The sequence below is a fragment of the Pseudomonas sp. MPFS genome (assembly GCF_022537035.1).
Lineage (GTDB): Bacteria > Pseudomonadota > Gammaproteobacteria > Pseudomonadales > Pseudomonadaceae > Aquipseudomonas > Aquipseudomonas sessilinigenes.
The window spans coordinates 2,211,750-2,226,829 of the sequence record NZ_CP066123.1 but is presented as its reverse complement, the minus strand read 5'-3'; the positions used below and the strand labels follow the sequence as shown (position 1 = coordinate 2,226,829).

13 protein-coding genes are annotated in these 15,080 nt (G+C 61.1%); 1 reads left to right on the top strand and 12 read right to left on the bottom strand.

Annotation, left to right across the window (positions count from 1 at the left end; translation table 11 throughout):
• Nucleotides 1–145: 145 nt before the first annotated feature.
• The 9 genes from I9018_RS10415 to truA all read right to left on the bottom strand — a co-directional run bounded on the left by I9018_RS10415 (nt 146) and on the right by truA (nt 9,014).
• Nucleotides 146–922: an SDR family oxidoreductase gene (locus I9018_RS10415; RefSeq protein ID WP_068585831.1), complete on the bottom strand. Its 777-nt coding sequence runs from the start codon at nt 920–922 to the stop codon at nt 146–148.
• Nucleotides 919–2,130, bottom strand: a complete 1,212-nt coding sequence (locus I9018_RS10410; RefSeq protein ID WP_241109371.1) for an O-succinylhomoserine sulfhydrylase — start codon at nt 2,128–2,130, stop codon at nt 919–921. Before I9018_RS10410 ends, I9018_RS10415 begins: the two co-directional genes overlap by 4 nt.
• A 36-nt stretch (nt 2,131–2,166) precedes the next feature.
• The gene (gene purF, locus I9018_RS10405) at nt 2,167–3,672 is read right to left on the bottom strand and encodes an amidophosphoribosyltransferase (RefSeq protein WP_031321374.1); all 1,506 of its coding nucleotides are present in this window, start codon (nt 3,670–3,672) and stop codon (nt 2,167–2,169) included.
• A 41-nt stretch (nt 3,673–3,713) separates the two neighbouring features.
• The gene (locus I9018_RS10400; RefSeq protein ID WP_241109370.1) at nt 3,714–4,271 is read right to left on the bottom strand and encodes a CvpA family protein; all 558 of its coding nucleotides are present in this window, start codon (nt 4,269–4,271) and stop codon (nt 3,714–3,716) included.
• A gap of 98 nt (nt 4,272–4,369) precedes the next feature.
• On the bottom strand, nt 4,370–5,026 hold the full coding sequence (locus I9018_RS10395) for an SPOR domain-containing protein (RefSeq protein WP_241109369.1): 657 nt from the start codon (nt 5,024–5,026) through the stop codon (nt 4,370–4,372).
• The gene (folC, locus tag I9018_RS10390; RefSeq protein ID WP_241109368.1) at nt 5,010–6,317 is read right to left on the bottom strand and encodes a bifunctional tetrahydrofolate synthase/dihydrofolate synthase; all 1,308 of its coding nucleotides are present in this window, start codon (nt 6,315–6,317) and stop codon (nt 5,010–5,012) included. The genes I9018_RS10395 and folC overlap by 17 nt, the downstream gene beginning before the upstream one ends.
• On the bottom strand, nt 6,314–7,234 hold the full coding sequence (gene accD / locus I9018_RS10385) for an acetyl-CoA carboxylase, carboxyltransferase subunit beta (protein ID WP_241109367.1): 921 nt from the start codon (nt 7,232–7,234) through the stop codon (nt 6,314–6,316). The genes folC and accD overlap by 4 nt, the downstream gene beginning before the upstream one ends.
• A 259-nt stretch (nt 7,235–7,493) precedes the next feature.
• A complete protein-coding gene (locus tag I9018_RS10380) occupies nt 7,494–8,126 on the bottom strand; it encodes a phosphoribosylanthranilate isomerase (protein ID WP_241109366.1) in 633 nt (210 codons plus the stop codon).
• Between the two features lie 63 nt (nt 8,127–8,189).
• On the bottom strand, nt 8,190–9,014 hold the full coding sequence (gene truA / locus I9018_RS10375; RefSeq protein WP_068585806.1) for a tRNA pseudouridine(38-40) synthase TruA: 825 nt from the start codon (nt 9,012–9,014) through the stop codon (nt 8,190–8,192).
• 218 nt (nt 9,015–9,232) lie between these two features.
• Here truA and I9018_RS10370 point away from each other — a divergent pair, with 218 nt between their 5' ends.
• Entirely contained in the window at nt 9,233–9,892 is a 660-nt protein-coding gene (locus tag I9018_RS10370) for a M24 family metallopeptidase (RefSeq protein ID WP_241109365.1), read from the top strand.
• A 69-nt stretch (nt 9,893–9,961) separates the two neighbouring features.
• Here the strand turns inward: I9018_RS10370 and I9018_RS10365 are convergent, their stop codons facing one another.
• The 3 genes from I9018_RS10365 to asd all read right to left on the bottom strand — a co-directional run bounded on the left by I9018_RS10365 (nt 9,962) and on the right by asd (nt 15,053).
• Nucleotides 9,962–12,583, bottom strand: coding sequence for a FimV/HubP family polar landmark protein (locus I9018_RS10365; protein ID WP_241109364.1), 2,622 nt, complete (start codon nt 12,581–12,583; stop codon nt 9,962–9,964).
• 204 nt (nt 12,584–12,787) lie between these two features.
• A complete protein-coding gene (locus I9018_RS10360; protein WP_068586262.1) occupies nt 12,788–13,798 on the bottom strand; it encodes an aspartate-semialdehyde dehydrogenase in 1,011 nt (336 codons plus the stop codon).
• A 142-nt stretch (nt 13,799–13,940) separates the two neighbouring features.
• Complete coding sequence (gene asd / locus I9018_RS10355; RefSeq protein ID WP_241109363.1) at nt 13,941–15,053, bottom strand: aspartate-semialdehyde dehydrogenase; 1,113 nt, start codon at nt 15,051–15,053, stop codon at nt 13,941–13,943.
• Between the last annotated feature and the right edge of the window lie 27 nt (nt 15,054–15,080).

Below are 15,080 nucleotides of genomic sequence, written 5' to 3'. Positions count from 1 at the left end.
ATTTACGCACGTATCGAAGCTAAGTCAATAGCAGGATTGAAGTTTTTTCAAAAAACAACTTCAAGCACCAAGCTGCATGCCCAAGGAAAAACGCGAACGGTGCGCCAAGGCATCACCGCTCCAACCTCCTTACCTGCAGAAAACTTCAGCCCTGGTAAATCATCTTCTTGGACATACCACCGTCCACCACGAATTCCTGGCCGGTGACGAACCCTGAATTACGCGACAACAGCCAAGCCACCATCGCCGCCACATCCTCCACGGTCCCGACCCTACCAGCCGGGTGCTGGGCATGATCGGCCTCCGACAATGGCTCCAGGCGCCGCACTGCTGGATCACGGGCATCGATCCAGCCCGGGCTCACCGCATTGACACGGATCTCAGGCCCCAGGCTGACAGCCAAGGCATGGGTCAAGGCCAGCAAGCCGCCCTTGCTCGCCGCGTAGGCCTCGCAATCCGACTCGGATTGACGGGCACGGGTGGAAGCCAGGTTGACGATCACACCACCATGGGCTCGGAGATAAGGCGCACAGTGCTTGGCCAGCAGCATCGGCCCACCAAGATTCACCGCCAACACGCGATTCCAATGCCCCAGGTCCAGGCTTTCCAGCGTCATATTGTGCGGATCAGCCATAGCGGCATTACACACCAGGGCATCCAGGCGCCCGAAACGCCCCAAAACCTCGGCAACCCCCTCGGCCACCTGCTCTTCGTCGGCGACATCCATGGCAATGAACAAGGCATTTTCGCCCAGTACCTGTGCCACTTTTGGACCGCGCTCTCGATCAAGATCGGCAAGGACCACCTGCCAGCCATCACACAGCAGCCAGGTCGCGATACCCAGGCCAATCCCACGGGCCGCACCGGTAACCAGTGCAACGCGACCGTTGCCACCCCCCTGGGGTGCTGACAACTCGATCACAAGGCATCCAGGCCGCGAGCCAGGTCGGCCTGCAGGTCGGCAACGTCTTCCAGGCCAACGGCAATACGGATCAAGCTATCGCGAATGCCCGCAGCCTCACGTTCCTGAGGCGCCAGGCGCCCATGGGAAGTAGTACTTGGATGGGTAATGGTGGTCTTGCTATCACCCAGGTTGGCGGTGATGGAGACCAGGCGAGTAGCATCGATGAAGCGCCACGCCCCCTCCTTACCTCCCTTGACCTCGAAGCTCACCACGGCACCGAAACCGCGCTGCTGGCGCTTGGCCAATTCATGCTGCGGATGACTGGCAAGCCCTGCGTAATGCACTTTCTCCACGCCAGGCTGCTGCTCCAGCCACTGCGCCAGGGCCAAGGCATTGGCGCAATGGGCACGCATACGCAAACTGAGAGTCTCCAACCCCTTGAGAAAGACCCAAGCGTTGAAGGGACTCAGGGTCGGCCCTGCGGTACGCAGAAAACCCACCACCTCTTTCATCTGTTCGCTGCGACCAGCGACAACACCGCCCATGCAGCGCCCTTGGCCGTCGATGAACTTCGTAGCCGAATGCACCACCACATCAGCTCCAAGCATCAAGGGTTGCTGCAACGCAGGCGTGCAGAAACAGTTGTCCACCACCAGCATCGCCCCCTTGGCGTGGGCCACCTCGGCGAGCGCGGCGATATCCACCAGTTCAGCCAGCGGATTGGATGGCGACTCGACGAACAACAATTTGGTATTGCTCTTGATCGCCGCATCCCAGCCAGACAGGTCTGCCAAAGGCACGTAGTCGACCTGCACACCAAAGCGCTTGAAGTACTTTTCGAACAGACTGATGGTGGAGCCGAACACGCTGCGCGAGATCAGTACATGGTCACCAGCGCTGCACAGGCTCATGACCACGGAAAGAATGGCAGCCATGCCAGTGGCCGTAGCCACGGCCTGCTCGGCCCCCTCGAGGGCCGCGATGCGCTCCTCGAAAGAACGCACGGTGGGATTGGTATAGCGCGAATAGACGTTGCCTGGCACCTCGCCCGCGAAGCGCGCGGCCGCGTCGGCGGCCGTACGGAACACATAGCTGGAGGTGAAGAACATCGGGTCACCATGCTCGCTCTCCGGCGAGCGGTGCTGGCCGGCACGCACCGCCAGGGTATCGAACGCTACACCGTCAAGGTCGCTGTCGAGCCGACCCGCATCCCAATCCTGACTCATGCCGCCTACTCCTAATCTCTTCGTGAATGCTCTGGATCAGTTGTTGTACAGATCGATGATCGCGCTGACCGCCTGGGTCTTGGCCTTGGAGGCATCGTTACGGGCATTCTCGATCTTGTTCAGATAGGCCTCGTCGACATCACCAGTAACGTACTTGCCGTCGAACACTGCGCAGTCGAAGCTTTCGATCTTGATCTTGCCACCACCGACCGCCTCGATCAGGTCCGGCAGGTCCTGGTAGATCAGCCAATCGGCACCGATCAGGTCGGCCACATCCTGGGTGGAACGATTGTGGGCGATCAGCTCGTGGGCGCTCGGCATGTCGATGCCGTACACGTTCGGATAACGCACGGCCGGGGCGGCGGAGCAGAAGTAGACATTCTTCGCACCGGCCTCACGGGCCATCTGGATGATCTGCTTGCAGGTGGTGCCACGCACGATGGAATCGTCCACCAGCATCACGTTCTTGCCGCGGAATTCCAGCTCGATGGCATTGAGCTTCTGGCGTACCGACTTCTTGCGGGCGGCCTGGCCCGGCATGATGAAGGTCCGGCCGATATAGCGGTTCTTCACGAAACCTTCGCGGAACTTCACGCCCAGGTGGTTGGCCAGCTCCAGTGCCGCGGTGCGGCTGGTGTCCGGAATCGGGATCACCACGTCGATATCGTGCTCGGGACGCTCGCGCAGGATCTTCTCGGCCAGCTTCTCACCCATGCGCAGGCGCGCCTTGTATACCGAGACGCCATCGATGATCGAATCAGGACGGGCCAGGTATACATGCTCGAAGATGCACGGGGTGAGCTGCGGATTGGTGGCGCACTGGCGGGTGTAGAGCTTGCCTTCCTCAGTGATGTAGACCGCCTCGCCCGGCGCGAGGTCGCGGATCAGGGTGAAGCCCAGCACATCCAGGGACACGCTTTCGGAGGCGATCATGTACTCCACGCCCTCGTCGGTATGGCGCTGGCCGAACACGATCGGACGGATGCCATGGGGATCGCGGAAACCGACGATGCCGTAGCCGGTGATCATCGCCACCACCGCATAACCACCCACACAACGGTTGTGCACGTCGGTCACGGCGGCGAATACATCTTCCTCGGTGGGCTGCAGCTTGCCGCGCTGGGCCAGTTCGTGGGCGAAGACGTTGAGCAGCACTTCGGAATCGGAACTGGTATTGACGTGACGCAGGTCGGACTCGTAGATCTCCTTGGCCAGCTGCTCGACGTTGGTCAGGTTGCCGTTGTGCGCCAAAGTGATGCCGTAAGGCGAGTTGACGTAGAACGGCTGGGCCTCGGCCGAAGTGGAGCTACCGGCGGTCGGGTAACGCACGTGGCCGATGCCCATGTGGCCGACCAGGCGCTGCATGTGGCGCTGCTGGAACACGTCACGGACCAGGCCATTGTCCTTGCGCAGGAACAACCGGCCATCATGACTGGTCACGATACCGGCCGCGTCCTGGCCGCGGTGTTGGAGGACGGTTAGCGCGTCATACAGCGCCTGATTAACGTTCGACTTACCGACGATACCGACGATGCCACACATGCGACGCAACCCCTACTTAATGGAACTGAACTGAGCTCATCTTACTGAGGCGCCTGGGCCGGTAAGAGGTGCTCCTTGAACGGTATTTCAGCGGGTACGCTGATACCGCTGGCCAGCCACTGACTGCTCCACCCCAATATGAGGTTCTTGGACCAATCTGCAACCAATAGAAATTGTGGCACCAGTCGCGACTGCTGCCACCAGGAATCCTGCTGAACCGGCCCCAGGCTCAGGAGCCCGACCGCCACGACCACCAGCAACGCGCCACGGGCCGCGCCGAAGGCCATGCCGAGGAATCGATCGGTGCCGGACAGGCCGGTGACGCGAATCAATTCGCCGATGAGATAGTTGACCATTGCGCCCACCAGCAAGGTGGCGACAAACATGATTGCGCAGCCCGCGATCACGCGAGCCGAAGGAGTTTCGATATAAGCGCCGAGGTACTCGGACAGTGAGCCACCGAACATCCAGGCGACGACTCCTGCGATGATCCAGGTAAGCAACGACAAGGCTTCTTTGACGAAACCGCGGCTCAAGCTGATCAAAGCGGAAATGGCGATTATCGCAACAATCGCCCAGTCGACCCAGGTAAATGGCACAGTGCAGCCTACAGACAGATAAGGCGGCGCATTTTAACAGAGCGCTTGGCTGTCGGTAAGCTGCGATTCACTATGCTTTCAAAATCAGGCAGATAGACTCAACCACGCTCGGGCTGGAAACGCACCACGAACCCCTTGAGGTTCTGCTGACGTCCCAATAGGTCACGCAGGCGATCAGCCTCGGCCCGCTCGATCAATGGCCCGACGAATACCCGGTTCTTGCCGTCGGCAGAGCGGATATAAGCGTTATAACCCTGGCTACGCAGGGTTTTCTGCAGGTTTTCTGCACCTTCCCGGCTCGACAGGCTGGCCAACTGAATCGACCAACTAACGGACAAGCCATTGGCATCGACCCGGCTTTGAGTGGTGTCGGGCTTGGCTGCTACCACCGGCTGCGCAGGTGCAGGCGCGGGGGTCGGAGCAGGTTTCGGCGCAGGCGCTGGCTTGCTCGCCACCGGAGCTGGTGCACCTACCGGTGCACTCGGTGCGATTGGCGTAGAGGGCGCCGGCTGCTGTACCGCCACCTCATCGGCGGGGACCGAACCTTCAGGCAGCGGCTGCGGCTGCGGAACCACCACCGGCTCGACCTGGACTTGAGGCATGGCCGAAGGCTGTGGCGCGGCTGGCGCCTCGACCACGACATGACGCTGCTCGTCCTCTCGCGAGAACAGCATTGGCAGGAAGATCACTGCCAATGCCACCAGCACCAGGGCCCCAACCATGCGCTGCTTGTAGACGTTATCCAACATAGCCATATGCAGCTTCCTCCGTGGAGCGCCGGGCAAGCCACTCGAGCGCCTCGGCAACACAATAAAAAGACCCGAACAACAAGATTTCGTCACCGGCATCGGCCTGCGCACATTGCGCCTCCAACGCTGCAGCCACGCTGGCATAAGACGCCACCGCGGCCCCAAGGTTCTCTAGCGCAGCCTGCAGATCAGCCACCGGACGGGCTCGCGGCGAATCCAGAGGGGCCACGGCCCAGTGCTGGACCGACGACGCCAAGCACTCGATCACACCCGACAGGTCCTTGTCGGCCAGCAAGCCGAACACCGCCAACCGCCTGCCAGCCACTGGCCGACGAGCCAGGCGCTCGGCCAAGTACTGCGCAGCGTGTGGGTTATGCCCAACATCCAGCAGCAAATCGACGGACTTCCCTTGCCACTGCACACGGCGGCGATCCAGACGCCCGGTCACTCGGGTCTGCTGCAAAGCAACGCCAATCCGCTCCGGCGACCAAGGCAACCCCGTCAGCAGATAGGCCTGCAAAGCCAAGGCTGCGTTTTCCATGGGCAAGTCCAGCAACGGCAAGTCCTGCAACTCCACCTGGTTGCCCTGGGCGTCCAGGCCACGCCATTGCCAATGCGTATCCGTCAGCCCCAGGTCGAAATCGCGCCCCCGGAGAAAGAACGGGCAACCCAGCTCCCGAGCCTTGTCCAACAACGGCTGCGGTGGATTCAAGTCACCACACAAGGCCGGCGCACCAGCACGGAAGATCCCCGCCTTCTCAAAAGCCACCGACTCCCGAGTGTCTCCAAGGTATTCCACATGGTCGACGCCAATGCTTGTTACCAGGGCGATGTCGGCATCCACCAGGTTCACCGCATCCAGGCGCCCACCCAGACCGACCTCCAGCACCACCGCGTCCAGGGACGCATTCTGGAACAACCAGAACGCCGCCAGGGTCCCCATCTCGAAATAGGTCAGGGAGATATCGCCGCGCCCAGCTTCCACCGCAGCAAAGGCTTCGCACAGCTGCTCATCGCTAGCCTCGACGCCATTGATCTGCACCCGCTCGTTGTAACGCAGCAGGTGCGGCGAGCTGTAGCCCCCCACCTGCAAGCCCTGGGCCCGCAACAAAGAGGCGATAAAAGCGCAGGTGGAGCCCTTGCCGTTGGTACCGGTGACAGTGATCACCCGGGGCGCCGGCTTGCCCAACCCCATGCGGGATACTACCTGCTGCGAGCGCCCAAGCCCCATGTCGATGGCCGAAGGGTGCAGCTGCTCGAGGTAGGCGAGCCAATCGCCCAGGGTGCGCTGGGTCATAGGCTTGCAGGAGCCGGTGGAACCACGATCGGCTCGACAGGCACCGCCACGAACTCAGGCGTCGGCAACCCCATCAGTTGGGCCAGCAAACTGCCCAGACGCGGACGCAGGTCCTGGCGGGAAATGATCATGTCGATCGCGCCATGCTCCAGCAGGAACTCACTACGCTGGAAGCCTTCAGGCAGCTTCTCGCGCACGGTCTGCTCAATCACTCGAGGGCCGGCGAAACCCACCAGCGCCTTGGGCTCGGCGACGATCACATCGCCCAGCATCGCCAGGCTGGCAGACACACCGCCATAGACCGGATCGGTCAGCACGGAAATGAAGGGAATCCCCTCTTCACGCAGGCGAGCCAGCACGGCCGAAGTCTTGGCCATCTGCATCAAGGAGATCAGCGCCTCCTGCATCCGCGCGCCACCGGAAGCGGAGAAGCACACCATTGGGCAGCGATTTTCCAGGGCATAGTTGGCCGCTCGCACGAAGCGCTCACCGACGATAGCGCCCATGGAGCCGCCCATGAAGGAGAACTCGAAAGCAGAAACCACCACCGGCATGCCCAGCAAGGTACCGCTCACGGAAACCAGGGCGTCTTTCTCGCCGGTCTGCTTTTGCGCCGCACTCAGGCGGTCCTTGTACTTCTTGCCGTCGCGAAACTTCAAGCGATCGACCGGCTCCAGGTCAGCACCCAGCTCGGTACGCCCCTCGACATCAAGGAAGATATCGATGCGCGCACGCGCGCCAATCCGCATGTGGTGATTGCACTTGGGGCAAACGTCCAGGGTCTTTTCCAGCTCTGGACGATAGAGCACAGCCTCGCAGGATGGGCACTTGTGCCAAAGGCCTTCGGGCACCGAGCTTTTCTTCACCTCGGAGCGCATGATCGAAGGGATCAGTTTGTCTACTAACCAGTTGCTCATGCTTTCTTTCTCCAGTACCGGCGGCCCGAACGCTCTGGTTCAAGGCCCCGCGTATGCCCTTGAGCTAAATTCATGTGTACGGCGACGATCGATTCGCTACCGCGGTCAGCACCTGGCTCGACCTGCCCGCAGCGAACTTTTCCTCAACCATCCCGGCAACCTGCAATAGAGCGGTTGCCACTCGATTCCGACCCCGCCCGAAGGCAGGGCCTACCTGTTTTGTACAGTGGAGTTATGGACGGCGGCAGACTGCCAGCCGTCACATCGGCTCACTGTTGTGACGCACTGCCTGCAAGAACGCCTGGATCTTTGCGTGATCCTTGATCCCCTTGCTCCGTTCCACCCCTCCACTGACGTCCACCGCATAAGGACGGACCTGGGCGATCGCCGACGCGACATTCTGGGCCGACAGGCCGCCAGCAAGGATGATCGGCTTGCTCAACCCCTGAGGAACCAGAGACCAGTCGAAGGCCTCGCCGGTTCCACCCGGGACGCCCTCGACATAGGTATCCAGCAGAATGCCACTGGCACGCGGATAGGCCAGGCAGGCCGCGGCGATGTCGTCGCCGGCCTTGACCCGCAGAGCCTTGATGTAAGGGCGGTGATAACCTTCGCAATCGGCTGCCGACTCATCGCCGTGGAACTGCAAGAGATCCAGCGGCACGGCATCGAGGATTTCCCCCAGCTCACAACGACTGGCATTGACGAACAGCCCGACAGTGGTCACGAAAGGTGGCAAGGCGCCGATGATCGCCCGTGCCTGTTGCACGCTCACCGCTCTCGGGCTCTTGGCATAGAACACCAGCCCTATGGCGTCAGCCCCTGCCGCCACGGCTGCCAGCGCATCCTCTATGCGGGTAATCCCACAAATCTTGCTGCGAACGGCTGGCATATCGTTTGAACCCCTGGGCTAAACCGAGAAAGTTTCGGATGGTAGCAAATGCTTTTCCAAGCGTCAGCCGTCAAGTTCCGGGAACCCGCTGAGGAAGTGTGGCCCTATGTATCGCTCGGGCAACTGGAACTCCTCGTTGTATTCGACCTGCACCAGATACAGGCCAAATGGGTGGGCCGTAACGCCACCAGCGCGTCGAGCCCGGCTCTCCAGCACCTCCCTCGCCCACTCCACCGGGCGCTCCCCGGCCCCGATAGTCATCAAGACCCCAGCAATGTTGCGCACCATATGATGAAGAAACGCACTGGCACGAATATCCAGCACGATCATCTTGCCGTGCCGGATAACACGCAGGTGGTGAATCTCCTTGATCGGCGATTTCGCCTGGCACTGGCCAGCGCGAAACGCACTGAAATCATGGGTACCCACCAGGAATGCCGCTGCCTCGGCCATCCGCTCGATATCCAGCGGGCGATGATTCCAGGTGACTTCCTCATTCAGGTGAGCCGGGCGGATCTGGTCGTTGTAGATCACATAGCGGTAGCGCCGGGCAATCGCCTTGAATCGCGCATGAAAGTGCGCCGGCATTTCCTGGGCCCAGGCGACACTGATGTCATGGGGCAAGTTGATATTGGCCCCCATGACCCAGGCCTTCATTGGACGAATGGCCTGGGTATCGAAATGCACCACCTGCCCACAGGCATGCACACCGGCATCGGTACGCCCCGCACAAGACAGAAGGATGGGGGAATCCGCCACCCGGGACAGGGCTTTCTCCAGGGTTTCCTGGACACTGGCCACACCCGAAGACTGGCGCTGCCAGCCGTGGTAGCGCGACCCCTTGTATTCAACACCCAGAGCGATTCGAGAAAAGCCTGCGGCGGCCATTTCGGCAGCCGCGTTATCAATATTTGCCAAGAATTTACAGCCTGCTGATGTACGCAAAGGCGCACATTATACGGGCAGCGGAAACAGACGCCATGCGCCACCGGGGTTTAGTTGGCGATCCTCCCCAAGACAGAAGATTGCGCCGGCCATCGAGCAAGCGTTATATATGAATGTATATAGCGATTAATAATAAACACACCCTGATCGAGACCCGAACAATGAACACAAGCAATAAAGAGGGCGTCGGCCTGGCCTACAGCCTGGAAGGCATGCTCCATGCCAAACGCATGACCTGGGAAGCGGTCGCACAGATGGCCAAGCGCATCCAGCCAGGCATGCTCGAGTCCGCTGCCAGGGAAATGGGCTTCGAAGTCCTGCAGGACCTGGGCATGGAGCGCATATGGCACCCGCTACTGATCCGCTTCGGTAGCAACACGCTGAAAACCTTCAAGCAACGCTCCGAAGGCGATCCACAACTGGGCGAAAACGATCTGTTCTTCATCGATCTAGGGGTCGTCTGGGATCGCCACGAAGGCGACTGTGGAGCCACTTTCGTCGTGGGTGACGATGCCGAGATGCACGCCTGTGCCGCTGGCGCCAAAAACCTGTTCGACCAGGTTTACGATCATTGGAAAACCCATCGGGTAGCCGGCCCAGAACTGTACCGCTATGCCGAGGAACAGGCCCGCGCCGCTGGCTGGGTACTGAACCTGGAGATCAAGGGCCATCGGGTCAGCGATTTTCCCCATGCGATCTATCGCGCCGGAGACCTGGGTGATTTCGCCGACTGCCCGCAGGTGGGGCTGTGGATCCTGGAAATCCAGATCGCCCACCCTACCCGCCCCTTCGGCGCCTTCTACGAAGACCTGCTGGCCTGATGCCAGGCAGTCGCCACTAACAAAAACGGCAGCCTCATTGGCTGCCGTTCTGTTTTACCCCAGGCCTTATCAGGCCAGGCGAGCAAGCATTTCCTGCGCCTCGCTCTTCTGCCCCTCGCTCCCCTCGCTCAACACCTCGCCCAGTATATCCCGGGCACCGTCGTTGTCGCCCATATCGATGTAGGCCTGGGCCAGATCGAGCTTGGTGGCCACCTCATCGCTCCCGGAAAGGAAGTCGAAATCGACTTCATCGGGTGCAGCAGCGGCATCTTCAGCGGTAAAGGTCGGCATTTGTGGCTGGTCGAGGCTCTGGGCGAGCCGATCCAGTTCAGCGTTGACGTCGTCCAGCTCGGAAGCGAAGGCATCCTTGGGCTCGGCGGCATCCATCTCATCAGCCAGGGACAGATCGAAGTCCGCCGACAAATCCAGATCGTCCAGCGCCGACTCGGTAACCGTCGGCACATCATCAGCCGGCAGGTCCTTGAGGTCATCCTCAAGACTCATCAGGAACTCGTCATCACTTTGACTGGCGGCAGGCAGGTCCGCCCCCAGATCCAGGTCGAAGTCTCCCAGATCATCCAGGCTTTCCTCTGGTACAGCTGGCGCAATCTGCTGTTCGAGCACCGAACCGAAGCTCAGGTCATCATCCAGGGGGAAATCCTCCAGCTCCACGTCCGCCTCTGGCTCTGGCTCTGGCGTCAAGGCTGCTGGCGAAGCGGCTTCCAGATCATCCAGGCTCAAATCGAAATCGGCATCCAGCCCTTCCACCGGTGCAGCCGGTTCAGGAGCCGCAGGCTCGTCCTGCAGCAGCTCCTTGACATACTCGGCGTCCAGCTCGGCTGCGGCGGCCGCCGTAGCCAGCCCTGCAGCCGCAGCTACAGCAACCATTGCCGGAAAGCGGCTCTTGAGCTGCTCGACCTGGGCATGATTATCGCCATTGGCAACCAACTGCCGCTCCTGGGTGACAAAGGCACTGCGGTCGCCCTGGCGAGCATAGACTTCCATGAGTTTCAGACGCAGTTCACTGCGCTGTGGCTCCAGCTTGACCGCCTCCTCAAGGATCGCCGCCGCCTGGTTCAGACGGCCGCCATCGATGTGATTTTGCGCCTGCCCCAACACATCGGTTGCCCGCTCCAGCGGCGCCGCCGGTACTGGCGCAACCACAGGCTCCGGTTTCGGCTCTGGAGCTGGAGCTGGAGCTGGAGCTGGAGCTGGAGCTGGAGCTGGAGCCAGCTTCACGCTAGGCGGCGGAACCTCAAGGCCCTCGAAACTCCCCTCGGGCAAATCCATTTCTTGCGCAAAATCGCTTTCCTCGGACAACGCCCGCGCCATGCGCAAGTGCTTTTCTGCTTCCTGCTGAGCCTTGCGACGGCGGGCCAGCAACAGCAACAGCAGCAACAACGCAGCGACCGCTCCACCACCGACCAAACCCAAAAGGATCGGATTGCTCAGCAGATCAGCATATTTGTCTTCATCCGTCTTGGCCGCCTGGGCATCCACCGCCGGGCTCGCAGCCGGCTCACTGACCGGTGCCACCGGAGCGACCGGAGCTGCTGGGACCTCGGGCTTGGCCACCAACTCCGCAGGCATTGGCGGGGCCACTGGCGCTGCAGGCGCGGCAGGTGCCGCACCTTCAGCCTGGAGCTTGGCCAATTGGCTGTTCTTCAGATCGATCAGGCGCTGCAACTTGTCCAACTGGCTTTGCAGGTCAGCCATACGATCTTTCAGCTCGGCATTGTCGCGACGGGTCGCGTCCAGGCTTTCCTGGGTCACTGCCAGCTTGTTGTTCAATGCCTTGCTGTCACCTGCGGCACCTTTGCCGCGCGCCTTGCCGGACTCGGCAGAGACCAGGCTCAAGTTGTCCTTGGTGTTGACCTGCTTGGGCAACTTGTCGGTACCGCTACGGCGAGTCGCATCCACTTGCTGCTGGCCACGGGTACCCGCGCGCCGCCCCTGACGCCAGGCAGCATTCTGCGCAGCAACCTCGGCAATGGCCTTGGGCTGCGGCAATGCCGTGCTCTGGACAACGTCAGGCAAGCGCAATACTCGTCCGGTTTTCAGCCGGTTGATGTTGCCATCGATAAAGGCGTCCGGGTTCAAGGCCTGGATCGCCAGCATGGTTTGCTGGATGGAAGCACCGTTACGGTTCTTTGCAGCAATCTCCCACAGCGTGTCACGGGCCGAGGTGGTGTATTGCTCCGGCTTGCTGACCTTGTTGGCAGCGGTGACCGGGGCATTGACCGAAGCACCTGCGAGCGGCGCCTGGGCCGCTGCCGCCGCTTGTGGAGAAAACTTCGAAGGATCCAGCAATACGCTGTAGTCGCGCAGCAGGCGACCATTGGGCCACATGACCTGCACCAGGAACTTGACCATCGGCTCCGACAGCGGTTGGCTCGACGTGACGCGCAACACGCTCTTGCCACCGGGGTTGAGGATCGGAGTGAAACTCAAGTCATTGAGAAAGGCTTGGCGATCGACGCCCGCCTTGGCGAACTCTTCCGCCGGGGCCAGGCTCGGCACCACTTCGGCGGCAGTAAGATCCTTGATATCAAGCAGTTCGATTTCTGCTACCAGAGGCTGGTTCAGACTCGACTTCAGGGTCAGTTCCCCAAGCCCAAGCGCCTGCGCCATACCGGAGGACAGCGCCGAGGCGGCCGCTATTGCTAACACCAGTTTGCGAACTTGAACCATAGCCTCATCCTTTGTTTGAACATTCCTCGGCCAGCGAGAAGGTTTTGTAGCGGCTGCCATCAGGCATTGCGCGGGACCGGGATGGTCACGACGCGCGATTAATTCTTGCATGCCCCGGGAGCACCTGACGGCCACTCACCTCCAGCAACTTGCCAAGCATAGCGCTCAGCTAGATTCATTCTGCAAATTGTTGCCAAGTATCTTTTACAGCAGGTCTTTTATCAACAATTCAGCCAGCTGTACCGCGTTCAAAGCCGCACCTTTGCGGACATTGTCCGAGGTCAACCACAGGTTCAATTGCGCAGGATCATCGACCCCGGTACGAACCCGCCCAACATAGACCACATCCTGGCCCACTGCGTCACCCACGGCCGTCGGATAATCCCCGGCGTCCACCAGCTCCAGGCCCGGGCCAGAATCCAGCGCAGCATTCACTGCGGCCAGATCGACATCGGCTGCTGACTGCAAAGTCACGCTATAGCTATCGCCAAAAAATACCGGCGCTTGAATGCATGTGACAGAAATCTTCAATAAAGGTAGACCCAGGACCTCACGCAACTCCCTGACCAGGCGTTTTTCCAGCAATGCGTGCCCCTGCGCATCCACCGTGCCTACCTGGGCCAGCAGGTTGAAGGCCACCTGCCGATCGAAGAAGCGCGGCTCCATGGGACGCACGTTCAGCAGCTCGGCAGTCTGGCGAGCCAGTTCACTGACCGCCTCGCGACCCTGGCTGGAAATCGCCAGGCAAGCCGTCAGGTTGACCTGCTGGATATCCAGCAGCTCCTGCAATGGCGCCAACGCTACTGCCAGCGCCGTGGCCGAAGCACTCGGACTGCTCAATTGCACGGGCTTGCGCAAACCAGCCAGGACCTTGGCATTGGCCTCAGGCACTACGCTGGGCGCCTGGGTCGACGGCAAGGCTCCCGACAGATCGATCACCGCGCAGTTGGCGGCAGTGGCGCGAGGCGCAAAACTCAGGGTCACCGCCGGACCGGCGGCAAAGAACGCCAGCTGGGCCTTGGCAAAATCGAACTCGTCGACTTCACGCACACGGATGTTCTTGCCACGAAACGGCACCGAATGCCCCGCCGACTCGCTGCTGGCCAGCAGGTACAGGTTGGCGATGGGGAAATCGCGCTCTTCGAGAATCTGCACCAGGGTTTCACCGACTGTGCCGGTGGCGCCGATCACGGCGATATCAAAGGACGGAGTCATGGTGCTACCTCAGGCAAAACGGGGAGCGGCACTTTACCCGGCGGGCGATGACGAGGCAATTCGCCGGCCAGCCGCAGCCGATCAAGGCATAAAAAAACCCGCGCCCAGGATGGGCGCGGGTCGTTTCAAGCCAATCGCGCAATCAGCGCTCCAGCAAGATCCGCAGCATGCGGCGCAGCGGCTCGGCCGCGCCCCACAGCAATTGGTCACCCACGGTGAAGGCACCGAGGAACTGCGACCCCATGTTCAGCTTGCGCAGACGGCCCACCGGAATGTTCAGGGTACCGGTGACCTTGGTCGGGCTCAGCTCCTGCATGCTGATCTCACGCTGGTTCGGCACCAGCTTGACCCAGGGGTTGTGCTGGCTGATCAGCCCTTCGATGTCGGCGATCGGCACATCCTTGTTGAGCTTGATGGTCAGCGCCTGGCTGTGGCAGCGCATGGCGCCGATACGCACGCAGATACCATCCACCGGGATCGGGCTCTTGAAGCGGCCGAGAATCTTGTTGGTCTCGGCTTGGGCCTTCCACTCTTCGCGGCTCTGGCCGTTGGGCAGTTCCTTGTCGATCCACGGAATCAGGCTGCCGGCCAGCGGCACGCCGAAGTTCTCGGTTGGATAGGTATCGCTGCGCATGGCCTCGGCCACCTTGCGGTCGATGTCGAGGATGGCGCTGGCCGGGTTGGCCAGGTCATCGGCGACCGCGGCATGGGTGGCGCCCATCTGCTTGATCAGCTCGCGCATGTTCTGCGCGCCGGCGCCAGAGGCCGCCTGGTAGGTCATGGCGCTCATCCACTCCACCAGGCCGGCTTCGAACAGGCCACCCAGACCCATCAGCATCAGGCTGACAGTGCAATTGCCGCCGACGTAGTTCTTGGTCCCGGCGTCCAGTTGCTGGTCGATGACCCTGCGGTTCACCGGATCGAGGATGATCACTGCGTCGTCCTGCATGCGCAGGCTGGAAGCAGCGTCGATCCAGTAGCCCTGCCAGCCGGCTTCGCGCAATTTGGGGAAGACTTCGCTGGTGTAGTCGCCACCCTGGCAGGTCAGGATCACGTCGAGGGTTTTCAGCTCTTCAATGCTGTAGGCGTCCTTGAGCGGGGCAATATCCTTGCCTACCGACGGACCCTGGCCACCGACATTGGAAGTGGTGAAAAACACCGGTTCAATAAGATCGAAGTCCTGCTCTTCAAGCATCCGCTGCATGAGCACGGAACCGACCATACCGCGCCAACCGATCAGACCTACACGTTTCATCGCAACTACACCTATACAAAAGTGGGC

What these genes read in the sequence shown, in the direction of transcription:
- I9018_RS10370 (WP_241109365.1), top strand. Translation starts at nt 9,233, where the DNA reads ATGAACACAAGCAATAAAGAGGGCGTCGGCCTGGCCTACAGCCTGGAA.
- I9018_RS10410 (WP_241109371.1), bottom strand. Translation starts at nt 2,130, where the DNA reads ATGAGTCAGGATTGGGATGCGGGTCGGCTCGACAGCGACCTTGACGGT.
- accD (WP_241109367.1), bottom strand. Translation starts at nt 7,234, where the DNA reads ATGAGCAACTGGTTAGTAGACAAACTGATCCCTTCGATCATGCGCTCC.
- truA (WP_068585806.1), bottom strand. Translation starts at nt 9,014, where the DNA reads ATGGCCGCCGCAGGCTTTTCTCGAATCGCTCTGGGTGTTGAATACAAG.
- purF (WP_031321374.1), bottom strand. Translation starts at nt 3,672, where the DNA reads ATGTGTGGCATCGTCGGTATCGTCGGTAAGTCGAACGTTAATCAGGCG.
- I9018_RS10380 (WP_241109366.1), bottom strand. Translation starts at nt 8,126, where the DNA reads ATGCCAGCCGTTCGCAGCAAGATTTGTGGGATTACCCGCATAGAGGAT.
- I9018_RS10365 (WP_241109364.1), bottom strand. Translation starts at nt 12,583, where the DNA reads ATGGTTCAAGTTCGCAAACTGGTGTTAGCAATAGCGGCCGCCTCGGCG.
- I9018_RS10360 (WP_068586262.1), bottom strand. Translation starts at nt 13,798, where the DNA reads ATGACTCCGTCCTTTGATATCGCCGTGATCGGCGCCACCGGCACAGTC.
- asd (WP_241109363.1), bottom strand. Translation starts at nt 15,053, where the DNA reads ATGAAACGTGTAGGTCTGATCGGTTGGCGCGGTATGGTCGGTTCCGTG.
- I9018_RS10395 (WP_241109369.1), bottom strand. Translation starts at nt 5,026, where the DNA reads ATGGCTATGTTGGATAACGTCTACAAGCAGCGCATGGTTGGGGCCCTG.
- folC (WP_241109368.1), bottom strand. Translation starts at nt 6,317, where the DNA reads ATGACCCAGCGCACCCTGGGCGATTGGCTCGCCTACCTCGAGCAGCTG.